Source organism: Ferrimonas aestuarii, from assembly GCF_005116665.1.
In the GTDB taxonomy this organism is placed as follows: domain Bacteria; phylum Pseudomonadota; class Gammaproteobacteria; order Enterobacterales; family Shewanellaceae; genus Ferrimonas; species Ferrimonas aestuarii.
Window position 1 is genome coordinate 18,386 of the sequence record NZ_SWCJ01000010.1, and the last position, 14,496, is coordinate 32,881.

Genomic DNA, 14,496 nt, shown 5'->3' on the forward strand with positions numbered 1-14,496 from the left:
GAGGTTTTCTAACGCAGCATGAGGGCCGATTAAATCAGCCCTCCGGGAAGATCTCACAAGCCCCGACTCTGCGTTAGCGTTGTTCGAAAGGTACCTACATTCCTTCGCAACGCTGCCTTGATTCAGAACTTGTGAGAGCTTCTGAACTGCACAGAGCATTACTGCATTTGGTATAAACCGTTAGTCAGACCCCGTAGGGCGCCCAGAACTCCATTGTTTTCTATTTAACCTTGTATAAGTGGTTGAATTAATAAAATAATGGCCAATTTGTGGCGCAAAAATGAGCACAAAAGGTCAATAGACCCTGATTACTGAGGGCAAGGATGACGCCATTTCGTTTGGGAGTGTTGGTTAACCCGCTGGCCGGTTTAGGAGGCAGCGTGGCATTAAAGGGCAGCGATGATGTTGCCGAACAGGCATTGGCATTAGGGGCCGAGCCCAAAGCCCAGCAGCGAATGTTGCAGGCGCTTAGCCTATGCCGGCCTCACTTTAATAACATCGAATTTAAGACCGCCTCTGGCTCGATGGGAGCCGATCTATTAGAGCAATTAGGCGTTACGGCGCAGGTGCTGCATCAGCTAGAACCTGAGGCGGTAACTACGGCGGATGACACCACCGCGGCGGCGGCGGCGCTGCTGGACAGCGGCGTTGATCTGCTGCTGTTTGCTGGCGGCGATGGTACCGCCAGAGACATCTGCAGCCTGCTTGAAGCCCGTGGCCGTAGCGATCGTCAGGTGGTGCTTGGGGTGCCTGCGGGGGTGAAGATTCACTCCGGCGTGTATGGCATTACGCCCAAGGCCAGTGGCGAAGTGGTGGCATTAATGGCGCAAGGAGAGTTGGTGTCGTCGATGATGGCGGAAGTACGCGACATCGATGAGGTGGCGTTTCGACAAGGTCAGGTCAGGGCCAAACACTATGGCGAGATGCGCATTCCCGAGGCGCTTAAGTTTGTGCAAGCGGTGAAGATGGGTGGTCAGGAGATCAAGGAGTTGGTGCTGGATGACATCTGCGCCGAATTTATTGAGCGCATGGATTCCGATTGCCAGTACATCATGGGCTCCGGCTCCACCGTGGCGGCAGTGATGGCGGAGCTTGGGTTTGATAATACGTTGCTAGGCGTGGATCTTATTGATTGCGACGGCGTCATTGCCTCGGATCTCACCGCATCTCAATTACTTGAGCAAATCGACCATCGGCCAACCAAATTAGTCGTCACACTTATTGGTGGCCAAGGCCACCTGTTTGGTCGGGGCAATCAGCAGCTGTCTCCGCAGTTGCTGCGCCACCTTGGTGCAGACAACATCATCATCCTAGCCACTAAATCAAAGCTGGAAGCCCTTGAGGGTAGGCCGATGATCAGTGATACTGGCGACCCAGAATTAGACGTGGCGCTGGCGGGGTGGTATCCCATCATCACCGGTTATCACGATGAAGTGTTGTACCCGTTACAGTAGGAATAGAAGATGTTAGAGCAGTTGGAACAGCAGGCCCATGAATGGATGGCCGACAAGGTGCAACATGGCAGCGATGATGATGTGTTTGCCAGCGGTTATCTGCAGGGGCACCTTGCTCTTAGCCTAAACGAAATTGAGGGTGACGCCGACGTGCTGGCGCATCTGGAAACGGACATGGCCGACCGCCTGCAGCAGGCCAGCTCAGAGTTGGCGCCAGAGGACTTGGCTTTAGTTCAAGCCAGCTGGCAGGAGCTGTTAACCACCTTGCGAGACTAAGTAAGCTCAATGAAAAAAGCCACGGCACTTGCCGTGGCTTTTGCGTTTCTAACTGGCGTTAAAAGTTATAGCGGATGCCCATCTTCAGCTGCCAAGTAGAGGCGCTGACGTTGTAGGTGTTCCAGTTCTTGGTCTCTAAGCCATCTTGACCATATGGAACGTAGTAGGTGTACTGGCCGCTATCCGCATCGTAGTCGTAATCCACCAAGATGTCGGAGTTGTAGCTTTGAGTGCGCACCTCGCCCCAATCTTCATTAAGCAGGTTTAGCAGGTTCTTAATGTCGAAGTAGAACACGCTGCGATGGTCTTTGCTAAAGCCTGGCAGCTCCTGAGTGAAGCGGAAGTCGAGCTGGCTCACCCAAGGTTGAGTGCCCGTGCCTTTGCCGCCATAACCACCAGCGTAGCCCCCCAGCCCCACGGCATTGGCTGCGGCGATGAACTCTTCGTAGGTCAGGCCACCGCCGTACACTACGTTAGGGTCGTCGGCGCCGGTTGGAATGTACGGCAGGTAGTAATCGGAATCATCCAGATCCCCTTGGTCACCCAGGTCGCCATCGCGGAAGGCGCCCAAGGTGTAGGTGATCGGCTGGCCACTGCGACGCTCATAGAACAGATCAAAGGTAGTGGCGTAGCCTTTCCAGAACTCAGCCTCATAGCCAAGGCTTACGATCCAGCGGTGTTCAACTTCGTAGTGGCCTCGGCCCAAGGTGGTGCCGTTACGGTCCAGCCCAACCGGGGTGTATTGATAGTTGGACTTTGCGGTAGAGCTGCTGCCTTGGTTGCCCTCGGTGATGTCGGTATTGGTGTAGGAGGTGCTCAGGCGAATGCCGTTCTCCCATTCCTTGGACAGGGTAAAGCTCAGCACTTTGTTTTCACCGGACTCATCGGCGTTGGTCAGCATCAGGTCATAGCGATCCGTCGCTTCTCCGGTGAGTGGGTCGATGGCCTCGTAGTAGGTCCGACCGCCAGGAGTGGTGCCTGCGGCAGTTCGGGTCAGGTCGACCCAAGCAGCATCGTCTTCACGGTCAATCACTAAGTACTCTGCGCCCATGTACCAGTTGTCACCCAGCAAAGGCAGATCGGTGATGTAATCGATGCCGATGCTGTAGCGCCAATCCGATGGCAGCTCGAAGTTAGGATCCAGTGCATTTACGTAGCCATCGCCGGACGTCAGGCCATCGGTCAAACCTTGGGGAATCTGAGTCGGGTTGGCACCGCTTAGGTAGTCTTGGGTATTGCTGGCGGTGACGTTGGTGATGCCATCGTTGGAGAAGCTGTTGCCAAACCAGACGTTGGGGTTGCCGCCTGAGAAGCGTCCTGCGCCCATGCGAAGTTGCAGGTTGTCTTGAATCTGCCACTTGATGCCCAAGCGAGGCAGCCAGATGTCTTTACCATCGAAGGTGGCGTTGTTGGCGAAACCGTAGCGCTTGTAGAAGTTTTGGTTAAACGCGGGGGTGTCACTGGAATCGATGCGCTCGTAACGAACCCCGAAGGTCAGCTCGATGTCATCGGTGATGGCCCACACGTCTTCAGCGAATAGTGCGTTGGTGGTTTGGCTGAAATCAACGGCGGCATCCGCCGGATTGCCGGTATAGGCGTTTTTGTAACTGAGGCTCGATGCCTGTTGGTTTTCGAAATCGTCAATGGAGTCGAATTCCCATACACCCAAAGAGTCAGGCACGAACATATTGAAGGTATCTAACTTGTTGTACTGCCAGCCAAAGCCCAGCTCGTGATCGCCAATCAGGTAGGTACCGGCAAACCGCAATTCCAAATTTTGGTTGTCCAGTTGATTGGCGTGACGATATTGCTCGGTGCCAAAGGTGACGCCATTTCGCGGGTCACCATAATCATCAACGCCGGTGTAGACGGTTACCTGACCCATGCCGGAGTTGACCGTGGGCGCCACTTCAGAGGTAACGTCCTTGTAGGCCAAACGCATCTCGGTGGAAAAATCGTCGCTCCAGTCACTGAACAGCTGCAGTGAGTAGCCCTCTAAGGTTTCATTTTTGTCGTACCAGTAGCTCGAAAGGTTAAGCTCGTCGTCACTGGAATTTTCGTTGCGAGTATCGTTACTTTCGGAGTGCTGATAGGTCAGAGAGGCGCGGTGGTAATCGCTGATGTTCCAATCCAGCTTGGCCAGAATCTTCTCATCCTCCTCTTCAAGGGCATTGCCCCAGCCGCCAATGTCAGATCCATACACCTCGTTGGCGATGCGAATGATCTCATTGGCATCATTTAGGGAGATGTAGTCGGTTTCATTGGCTTGACCTGAGCCATTGGGGCCCCAGGTGGTATCGCGAGGCGATTCAAACTTCTCGTAGGCACCGAAAAAGAACAGCTTGTCTTTAATCAGTGGCAATCCGACGGAGCCGCCATAGGTGGTTTCTTCAAAGCTCTGGGCAATTTTGTCGCCATCGTCAGGGTCTTTACCGTCTCCCGCCATGCCATCGTCGGTGTACTCGTAGAACACGCTGCCGCTTACCTCATTGGTACCGGATTTGGTCACCGCGTTGAGCTGAGCGCCGGTAAAACCGCCGTAGCGCGCCGACATTGGCGAGGTGTTTATGGCTACCTGTTCGATGGCTTCCAGAGAAATTGGGCTGCGCTGGGTTGGGTAGCCATTGCCGTTGAGGCCAAAGTCGTCGTTCTGACCGATGCCATCAACCAGTAAGGTGTTGAATTTAGGGTTAAGGCCCGCCACGGTGAGGGTGCCAACATCGTCGTTCAGCAAAACTGCAAATGGGTTTTGGCGAACGATCTCTTTAATGTCACGGTTGATGGCCGAGGTTTGAGCAATCTCTTTTTCGCCAAACTCGCTGCTGGAGCCTGCTTGGCGAAAGGCGGTTGGTGCGCCGTAGACGGTGATCTGCTCAACCTCTGAGGCCAGTGGCAATTCGGCTCTAAAGCGTAAGGCCTCACCTAGGTTGAGATAGATCCCTTCACGGCTTTCATCTTGATAGGTGTCTGAGTCCACAACCACGGTGTAGGGGCCGCCAACACGCAGCCCCTTGGCAACGAACTGACCTTGCTCGTTAACCTGAACTTGAGTGGTGGTGCCGGTAGGTTGGTGCAAGATGGTGATTTTGGCATCGGTTACCGGTTGTCCCTGTGTGGACATCAGGGTTCCGCGGATGCTGGAGGTGGTTTCATTGGCCAGCGCTGCCCCTGAAGCAAGCAGCGCCGACAGCGCTATCGCCACAGGATGGCGAGTTAAGCGTGAGCGTATCATCTGGATTAATCCTTTAAAATTATGATGTTATTTTTAAGTGCCGATGGCGGTATCTCAGTCCATGGCGCCGCCATCCTAGTCATCAAAGATGACGCTCGTGTTAAATAATTGTGTCATCAAAGGTGTTGTAAACTGATTCAGGACACTGTGTTTTTGTTCTGCAGTTCGCTGTTTTAGATAATTTTTTAAGGGAATAAGCCGAAGTGAATAAATCAACCACTGAGATAAAGTGGCATCGATGGTTAATGCTATTATTGGCAACCTCGATTCTTGGAGCCTGCAGTAGCGACGTGACAACGACCCATAACCAAACCATCCGAGTAGCGACCTTTAACGTCAGCATGGATGCCAGTAATTACGCTCAAAAAGGTCAGCCTCTTGATCCTGAGGCTTTGAAGGCGCGTCTGGCGTTGGGGAATCACCCTCAAATCACCAATATCGCTGAGATCATTCAGCGAGTTAGACCAGATGTGATTCTGCTTAATGAGTTTGATTACATCGAAAATCTCAATGATGGGATCAGAGCGTTCATTGAGAACTACCTGCTCCGACCCATTCAGGGGCAAAAGCCCATTCACTACCCCTATTTTTATGTGGCTCCGGTAAATACCGGAGAGCCGAGCCCCTTGGACATTGATGGCGATGGGGCGGCATCGGGCACGGGAGGGGATGCCTGGGGTTATGGCAATTACCCTGGTCAATACGGCATGGTGGTATTGTCTCGCTACCCAATTCAGATGAGTGAGGTACGGAGCTTTAAGCACTTCCTCTGGCATAAGATGCCCAACGCTCAAAAGATACAGAATCCTGATGGCACTGCATTTTATGATGAGGCCACTTGGCAACGGCTGCGGCTCTCCTCCAAATCACATTGGGATCTGCCCATTGACGTTGATGGAAAGAGGTTTCACTTGCTGGCGGCTCACCCAACGCCACCGGTGTTTGATGGCGACGAAGATAGAAATGGCGCTCGCAACTACGATGAGATCCGATTGTGGGCAGACTACCTGTCAGAAGCGCGAGGTGAATACCTTGTTGATGACAATGGAAAACAAGGCGGATTGGCCGCAGATTCTCGTTTTGTGATTGTGGGGGACTACAACGCCTCTCCCGATGAGGGGGATAGTAGAGCTGGTGCCATTGAGCAGTTGTTGGCACATCCCCTGGTGAATGCCAAGCCGATTCCAACTAGCCGTGGCGGTAAACTTCATACCCCTGACAACCCTAATGGAGCCAAGCACACCGCGGGGTGGCGTATACAGGCGGATTATGTGTTGCCGTCTAAGTTTGGCATTGATTTGATTGCCAATGGCGTATTCTGGCCTGCCGCCGACAGCAAACTGCATCGATTGGTCCGAGGCCGAGGCGCGTCATCGGATCACCGTTTGGTGTGGGCCGACTTAAAGCTAAATTGACCCCATTCCAGTATGGAGCCGCGTTTGATGCGGCTTCCCTACCTTTCTTATGATGTTGACACTTTTTTAACGTCCCTCATGGCACCTTTGGGCTAGTTTCGATTTTTCTGGCTCGAGGTAAGCGATGAAGAGCAACGTTTTGGTTAGTGCGATGGCCGCGTTTGCAGCGGCAATGATGCCGGTGCAGGCCGCTGATTATGTGGTAGCGGAATTGGCGCCCGCCAAACACGTGGTGTTGGCGTCTCAGGTTGAAGGTGTGGTCAGTGTGTTCAAGTTACGGTTAGGGCAGTCGGTCGATAAGACCCAGCCCTTAGTTGAACTCGACCCTCAGGATGCCGAACTGGCTCTGTCGCTCAGTGACGCTGAGCTGGCATTGTCTCAGGCCGATTACAAACTTAAACAGAAACAACTTAAGCGTCTGCAGGGGTTGGAGCAGGGTCAGACGCTGTCCCAAAGTGAGCTAGACGATCAACAGCGCATCACTCAAGTCAGCCAAGCTCAGGTGAGCGTGGATGAGCAGAAGCGGGCTCAAGCTCAGCGCTATCTGGATAAGTTCACCATTCGAGCGCCATTTGATGCGGTGGTGGCCAAACGCTTGGTGGAGCAGGGGCAGTGGCTCAGCGTTGGCCAGCCTGTGTATGAGCTTAGCCAGGTGGACACGCTGATTGTACGGGCGTACCTGATTGAGGATGACCTTGCCAATCTCTCCGTTGGTCAGACGTTGGAAGTGCGTATCCCCTCCATGGCACTGACGCGCCCGGCTCGCTTGGTGCGCATGGCGCCAGTGATGGACAGTGATGCGCAAGGTTTTGCCATCGAGCTGGAGCTGGATAACGGCGATCGTCAGCTTAAGCCGGGTTTTCGGGCGCAGGTACTGTTGCCAGGAGGTGAGCAGTGAATCTGTGGTCATTACTGCTGGGGCGGCGCTGGTTTAGCCATCTCCTGCTGCTTACCATCATCTTCATCGGGGCGATGTCGGTCTGGCAGATGCCCATGGCCGAAAAGCCCGCCATCGACTTAGGTCAGGTGAGCATTACGACCAGTTTCCCCGGTGCGTCCTCCCTTGAGGTTGAGAGTAACGTTACCTCCAAATTGGAGAAAGAGCTGCTTTCAGTCGCTGGTATTGAACGTTTTACCTCACGCTCAGAGACTGGGGCATCCAGCATCAGCATCCGCATCGATCCTGGGGTGTCTGACATGAATGAGGTCTATCAGGACATTCGAGATGCAGTAAATCGGGTGACCGATCTTCCTATCGAAGTGACTGAGCGGCCGCTGGTTCGCATCAGTAAATCCTCCAACTTAGACTTTATGGTGGTTGGTATCGGCAGCGAACTGCCCTATGCCACGTTGCGCGAACAAGCCCGAATCTTGGAACTGAAACTGCGCCGGGTTTCCGGTGTGGGGGAAGTGAACCTTATCGATCTGCGTCGGCGAGAGTTTTGGGTTGAGCTGCAGCCGGAGCAGCTCAGGCGCTATCAGCTGACCATTAACGACGTTATCTCAGAGATTGAGGCTCGCAACGTATTGGTGACCTCCGGAGCCATCGATGGCCCAGAGGGACAACTGGAGTTGGTGACCGACGCCCAGTTGCTGGAAACCCAGCAGTTGATGGAGTTGGTGATCCGTAATCAACCTGAAGTGAGGCTGAAAGACGTTGCCGCGGTGGTGCGCATGGGGTTTGAGCGAGGTGAAAGCCTAGCCACCATCAATGGCATGCGCAGCATCGGTTTTGACCTTCGCGCCGCAGAGAAAGCCGATGTGATTGCTACCTCTAAATCGGTGCGAGCGCTGCTGGACGAAGAGCAAAGTCGGCTGGGAGATGACTATCGCCTTAGCGTGGGTTTTGATATTGCTAACGAGATTCAAGCCCGCTTTGACATGGTGAAAGTCAATGGCGTGACCGGCTTGGCGTTGGTGATGTTGGTATTGGCGCTGTGCCTGAATCGTCGAGTTGCGCCTTGGGTGGCGTTGTCGATTCCGTTCTGTGTGCTTGGCACCTTGGCGGTGCTTTCGAGCCTTGGGCAGGTGCTAGACAGTTACACCATGGCCGCGTTGATCTTGGTGATTGGTGTGGTCGTGGATGATGCGGTGGTGGTCAGTGAACGCATCAGCGCCGAATATCAACAAGGCACCTCGTTGGGGACGGCGATCATCGATGGCACCAAGCAGGTGATGCCGGCCATTGTGGTCAGCATCTTAACCACCATCATCGCCTTTGTGCCCCTGTTGGTGCTGCCAGGACAGATGGGTAAGTTGCTGTATGTGCTACCTCTGACCATCGCCATTGCCCTAAGCTTCTCTCTAATCGATGCACTATTGATCGTGCCTGCACACATGCGAAAAGCGATGAAAAAGGTGCAGCCCAGCCAGTCTAGTTACCTGGAGAAACTGGGACAGGTTTTGGGGCCATGGATTGCACGAGCCATCAAGGCACCTCGAAAGTGGATGGCCACAGCGCTGCTGATTGCGATAACCACCATTGGCGTGCTGTCCCTACGGCTGCCGCTGCTGTTCTTTCCTACCGATGGCGCTTATCTGGTGGCAATTACCGCCCCTCTGCCTGCTAACCTCGACCTAGAACAGGCGTGGAAACACGCCCAGCAGGTGGATGCTATGTTAGCGGAGACTCCGGAAGTGGTCGGCTGGTACGGTGAAGTTAGTGAAGAGGAGGGCAGTTGGGAGGTGAGCCTTAGCCCAGCGGGAAAACGCAAGATGACCGCCTCAGAACTGGTTCAGCAGTGGCAGCAACGCAGTGGCGATTTTGGCTATGAGCTGGAGTTCGATGTGGACAGCGGCGGAGCGCCGGGTTCGCGTCCCATTGACGTTCGTGTGGTGGGGGGCAGCGATTCCGACCGTCAACAACTGGCGGATGAACTGGAGACCTGGCTAAAGGCCTACCCTGGCGCGGTGGCACCACGGCAGTCTCAGTCGGAGCCGGTGGCTCAGTTGACCGCGAAGATGGATCATCAATGGATGAGCCGCTTGCAGGTAGACACCAGCACCTTAGCCAGAACCCTTCGTGCTGCCATTGAAGGAGAGCGGGTATCGCGACTCTTTGTTGACGATGAAGAGGTGCGTTATCGGGTGGTGCTGGAAAATGACGATCGCAACATTGAAGAGCTCAATCATCTACTGGTTCGCAATCGCAGTGGCGAGTTGGTGTCCATGCACCGAGTGCTGAGCTGGCAGCATGGAGAGCGCGCCGCCAACATCGACCATTACAACGGGCTTCGTAGCATTCGAGTATCTTCCCATGTGGATGCCAAACTGACCGACCCAGTTCGGCTGGAGCAGGATCTGAGCGCCGCGTTTGCCAATCATGGCTACAGCAGTGATCTGGTGATGGCTGGGCAAGCGGAAGAGACCCGGGATGCCCTGTATGGCATGGCGTTTGCGATGACGCTAACGGTGGCGGCCATCTTGGTGGTGATGCTGATTCTGTTTGATCGCATGGGCCCAGCACTGGTGGCTCTGCAGGTGATACCGGTGGCGGTCGCGGCAGCGTTGCTGGTGCTGTGGCTGCATGGCAAGCCCCTAAGTTTCTTTGCCTGTGTGGGAATTTTGGGGATGGTGGGTGTGGTGATCAATAACGCCCTGGTACTGCTGCATCACTATCAGAGTTTTGCTTTTAGTCATGAGCCTGAAGTTCGCCTTCAGCAACTGCTCGAGGGGGCATTAAGCCGAGTGCGTCCGATGCTGGTGACCACGTTAACGACGGTGGCTGGGCTACTGCCACTGGCTTATGGGCTGGGTGGATACGACAACCTGATGTCACCCATTGCGCTGGTGATTGGCTGGGGCATGTTGTTGTCAGCGCCACTGGTGCTGCTATTGGTACCCGCGGGTTATGGGCTGCTGTTGGCTCGTGAGCCCCAATCTACTGATAGCGAAGTCCATGGAGAGGTTGAAAGCTTACGGCAGGCCAGTTAAAGCCTAACCTCGGCGGGCTTGTCATTTGGGCCCGCCAGCCGCGCTCTCATCCGCCTCTCAAGCTTCGCTCAATTTGATGTCGAAAAAGCCACTGGCTTCCGGCGCTTACCGGCAACGCGCTGGACAGTTTGGTTGTTGATTATTCCTTTGATTTCATCATCAGACTCAACAAACGCCTCCCTGACGCACGTCAGGGGCCAGCGTCTTTGACCTTGAAAAGCGGCGTTCGCCGCAGGAGTTTAAAACTTCGATACCTCTAAACTAAGCCATTAATGGCTGTGTCCCACATGGGATGACTTCGATGGCGGAGCTATCGGACGCTGCTGTGGGTGGCTAGGGCGCTGCGGTGGTTGGTAATGTTGTAAATTGGCTTGAGAGACAAAGTTGGCCACCAGCTGGTCAAACTCCTGTTCAATGCGCTGCACTTTTTGGTTGACCGTCTTATTCACGGCGCTTTGCCACGCCGGTTGCTGCTGAATGAATTTTTGGCCGACGCCGTGACTAAAAAACGCGGTGAGCTGGCGAAGTTCATCTTCGCTGTATTGATTGGTGAGCTCTGCGGCGAGCTCTTGCTGCAGAGCGCTCCAGCTCAATTGCTCGTCCGCAAAATCAAACGCCATCTTACGGTAATTGTCTTCTAAAGGCCGTTGAGCAGCCTCAATTCGATAAGGTTTGAGCTGGTGAGCGTAGCGACTGTGGAGTTGGTATTTGGCGTATTTAATCTGTTCATCAATCTCCAGCAGTTGCACCAGAGCTAGGGCTTGCTGCTGATGACTCGTGTTGGCTTTGCTGCTAGCCAGATGATTTACGGTGTTTCGATCTTCAAGCAGCGCCTGCGCTGGAACGCTGGTGATGAGCATGAGGCTCACCGCGAGTATTTTGTACATGGTTCCTCCTTGACCAACTTGATGGCGGCATCTTTGGTAAGACGCCACCATCGGATCGAAGTTACTTGACGGTTAAGCGAACTGCAACGCCGTTTGCGGCAGGGTCACTGTCGACCACAAAGTAGTACCAGCCCTGCGACGGGTTATTCACCTTGATGGTTTCCCTGTTGCTGCCCGCGGTTGCCGAGATGGTTTGGTAACTGGTGGCAGACGGCCAGCTGCCACTGCGGCCATACACACTGACATCGCCATCACCGTACCCTGTTTCCAACGTCAGCTCAGTGGTGCCCTCTTCAACAAAGACGTAGTAGTCGTTACGGCCGTTGCTGGCGCAGATCGCTTGGCCTGACTGCAACTCTTTGTAAGACTCGGGACCGCTGATGCTGCACTGATCAGGCAGAGAAGGCGTGCCGCCGTTATCCGGAGGCGTTACGCCGCCATCGTTGCCCTCAACAACATTTAGCGATACCCCGTCGAAGCTGGAGCTGGTATCGACGGTAAGGTAACGGTAACCGCGATTGGTGGTGAAAGTGATCTGCTCCTCGTTGCCTAAATTGACGGAGCTGACTTGAGCGTTATCACGACTTGCCCAGGTATCGGCATTGAAGAACAAGTCTGCATTGCCGTTACCGCCGCTCAGGGTGGCGGTGAAGGTGGTGTTGTCCTCCTCTACATAGATGTAGAGGCTGTTTTTGCCACCAGCTACACACTCAGTTTGCCCAAGGTTTAATTGGCCATAGTCGATGGTGGCTGTGCCACAGTGAGGGGCTGGGTCAACCGGATCCGTTGGTTCGGTCGGATCTGTCGGGTCGGTCGGATCTGTCGGGTCAGTTGGATCCGTAGGATCAGTTGGATTTCCCGCATCAGGATCGGGATCCGCTGAGACTTCGGTGGTGCTCACCATAAAGTCGACGCCACCAAATTCACCGGACAGAGTGACGTAGTGCCAGTATTCTTCCGGATTGAGGTTCACCTCAATCACTTCGTAGTTACCGTTGCCGATACCATAGCCATCGTTTTGTTCGCCAGAGGCCCAGCCGGTGGTGCTGTAGTAGATATCAGCATCGCCCCAGCCGCCACCAATCTTAATCCACACGGTATCGCCGCTGCGATCGCTGTTGGCGAAAGCGAAGCTGGCACGACCCGCCTGAGAATCCACACACTCCACCAATTGATCAAGTTCATAGGAGCTTGAGCCTGACTGATGGCGATTGGCTTCATCCGACGGTGAACATTGGGAGAAGTCGCGGCTGATGGTGGACGGGCTGCCAGCCCAGTTGCCATCGCTGCCACTGTCGGCGGCCTCAGAGTCCGATGGGCCTTTATCAACAATGCCGTCGTTGGCGGTGGAGAGACCACTGGTGAGCCAGCCAAACCACTCGTTGTCGTAGCGGGTGCCGATGCCATCCATGAAGCTTTGATAGCCTTCGTAGTCGTTGTTGCGCAGCAGATTCAGGATCTGGTTCACGTCTTCTTGATGGCGCTCAAACATGAAGCGTACCGCGAGGTAACCCCAGCGATACACTCGGTCTTGACCAGAGTCATAGGTGTTTTTGAAGATGGTGGATAGGGCGTACTCGCCGGTTTCACCCATCTCAACGGCGCGGGTGTTGGCGTCCTTATAGGAGATGTATTCCGCCAGTCCCTCAATCCACCAGATGGTGTTGGCGGAGATGGAACGACCAAAGTCGCCATACAGATTGTAGCGGCCATCCAGATAGTGAACGTATTCGTGCTGCAGATTCCAGATGTGGAAGTCGGGCACTCGCCATTCCGCTTCATAAGCGATGAAGCGGGCTTGATTTTTCAGGCCACCTGGTGAGCCCTCTAGGTACATGCCGCCGTTGTTGGTATTGATGCCAAAGAAGGTGCCTGCGTAGCTTTGATAATCACTGGAGCTATTGAAGATCACCAGCTCAAGGTCGTCATTGTTGTCGTTATTTACCGGGCGATTACCGGTGGCCAACTTACCGTGGAAGTAGCTCTCTTGGGTGCCCAGTACCTCACAAGCCCACTTTGCTTGATCGTTGTACATCTGCTGGGCACGCATCTTGAGGCTGTCGGAACACTTGTAGTTAAAGGAGAGGATCTCCTGCTCCAGATTGTATTTAAAGCCACAGATGTCGTAGGCATTACAGTTAGCGCGGTCGTAATAGTCGGCCATCTCGGCGGCGGCCAGCCACAATACGTCGGTGGCGTCGTCCTTAGAGGTGGAGCTGAGTACCGAAATCACTCGGGATTTGGTTTTCTCTTTGATCTGCTCGATGTAGTAGAAGCGTGACATCTCCCGCACGGAATTGACTAGAACATACTCGGCGTTGGTGTCTAATAGGTGGCGGTTTCGATTTTGGAACGCATACAGTTCATCAATGATGCTGGAATCTTGAGCGAACAGCGCTTTCATGTCGTCGTTCCACTGGGCACGGAACAAAGTTGTGAAAACGGCGTTGGCGGCGGCGTTCATTCCCCACAGTGCTTGCCAGCTGTCATCGTACTCTCGTAGTACTCGGATGGTCACCCAGTTGAAATCGGCACCAAGATCGGCGGAATCGATCCAGATCAGCGCTTCTTTGAGAACGCCTGCATTGCCTTCACTGGCGGTCCACGTGCTGGCATTGTTGAACAGGTTGTTCAGAGCCACCTTGGTGTCCGAGGTGACGGCGCTGGAGTATTCCGGTACGTCCTCGGGGTTGTAAAACTGCACATAGAGTGCCGCTCGCACAAAGTAGATCAGCGACTCAAGACCGATGGTGTCGGTACCACTGTAGTTCAGGGCGCGGTCGCGAATGCCAGCGATGACGCTGCGCATATTGGACTCACTGAACAGCGCGGTGGCATCGGGGCCGGTGAGGTTATACAGGGGGCTAACACATTGAGGATCGGACGCGGCCAGTTTGTTGACCAGATCCCAACCACTTAATCCAACAAAGCTCTGGCAATCCTGCTCAGCTTGAGGACCCAGCATACCCGTCATCCCTTCCGGACCGAGGTTAGCGGCATTCATGGGGCTGGCTTGACTTACAGGGGCGACAATCGAATTGTCGGCCTTGGTGGCCAGGGCTAGGTTGGGCGCTAAGGCGAAGCCAATAGCGGCGGCGAGGTAGTGCAGTTTCATCAGTGACTCCTTGTCATTTTTTTAAGGTTGTGATGACTGCGCATGCATGGCGTTAGGGGGTCATGCACTCCCTTGCGCAGCCATGCATACAATATATTCAATAAAAAAGACTCACTGGTTTGTGGTTTGGGCTAGTTCCTCGAGAAATGCCGCCCCTGTGTAGGTGTTTAAATTATGAACAGTC

The 14,496-nt window shown here is 54.2% G+C and carries 8 protein-coding genes; 5 read left to right on the forward strand and 3 right to left on the reverse strand.

Annotation, left to right across the window (positions count from 1 at the left end):
• The first annotated feature begins 323 nt into the window (after positions 1-323).
• On the forward strand, positions 324-1,454 hold the full coding sequence (locus tag FCL42_RS13185) for an ATP-NAD kinase family protein (protein WP_136863890.1): 1,131 nt from the start codon (positions 324-326) through the stop codon (positions 1,452-1,454).
• A 9-nt stretch (positions 1,455-1,463) separates the two neighbouring features.
• On the forward strand, positions 1,464-1,730 hold the full coding sequence (locus FCL42_RS13190; RefSeq protein ID WP_136863891.1) for a YfcL family protein: 267 nt from the start codon (positions 1,464-1,466) through the stop codon (positions 1,728-1,730).
• A gap of 58 nt (positions 1,731-1,788) precedes the next feature.
• Here the strand turns inward: FCL42_RS13190 and FCL42_RS13195 are convergent, their stop codons facing one another.
• The gene (locus FCL42_RS13195) at positions 1,789-4,962 is read right to left on the reverse strand and encodes a TonB-dependent receptor (protein WP_136863892.1); all 3,174 of its coding nucleotides are present in this window, start codon (positions 4,960-4,962) and stop codon (positions 1,789-1,791) included.
• A 245-nt stretch (positions 4,963-5,207) separates the two neighbouring features.
• On the opposite strand from FCL42_RS13195, the gene FCL42_RS13200 reads away from it, so the two are divergent.
• The 3 genes from FCL42_RS13200 to FCL42_RS13210 all read left to right on the forward strand — a co-directional run bounded on the left by FCL42_RS13200 (position 5,208) and on the right by FCL42_RS13210 (position 10,310).
• The gene (locus FCL42_RS13200) at positions 5,208-6,377 is read left to right on the forward strand and encodes an endonuclease/exonuclease/phosphatase family protein (protein ID WP_136863982.1); all 1,170 of its coding nucleotides are present in this window, start codon (positions 5,208-5,210) and stop codon (positions 6,375-6,377) included.
• Positions 6,378-6,501: 124 nt separating this feature from the next.
• Positions 6,502-7,275 carry an efflux RND transporter periplasmic adaptor subunit gene (locus FCL42_RS13205; RefSeq protein WP_136863893.1) on the forward strand — a complete coding sequence of 258 codons (774 nt, stop codon included), beginning with the start codon at positions 6,502-6,504 and terminating at the stop codon, positions 7,273-7,275.
• A complete protein-coding gene (locus tag FCL42_RS13210) occupies positions 7,272-10,310 on the forward strand; it encodes an efflux RND transporter permease subunit (RefSeq protein ID WP_136863894.1) in 3,039 nt (1,012 codons plus the stop codon). Before FCL42_RS13205 ends, FCL42_RS13210 begins: the two co-directional genes overlap by 4 nt.
• 269 nt (positions 10,311-10,579) lie before the next feature.
• On the opposite strand, the gene FCL42_RS13215 is transcribed toward FCL42_RS13210, so the two are convergent.
• Positions 10,580-11,197: a DUF2059 domain-containing protein gene (locus FCL42_RS13215; RefSeq protein WP_169308388.1), complete on the reverse strand. Its 618-nt coding sequence runs from the start codon at positions 11,195-11,197 to the stop codon at positions 10,580-10,582.
• Between the two features lie 61 nt (positions 11,198-11,258).
• Entirely contained in the window at positions 11,259-14,312 is a 3,054-nt protein-coding gene (locus FCL42_RS13220) for a M9 family metallopeptidase (RefSeq protein WP_136863896.1), read from the reverse strand.
• Between the last annotated feature and the right edge of the window lie 184 nt (positions 14,313-14,496).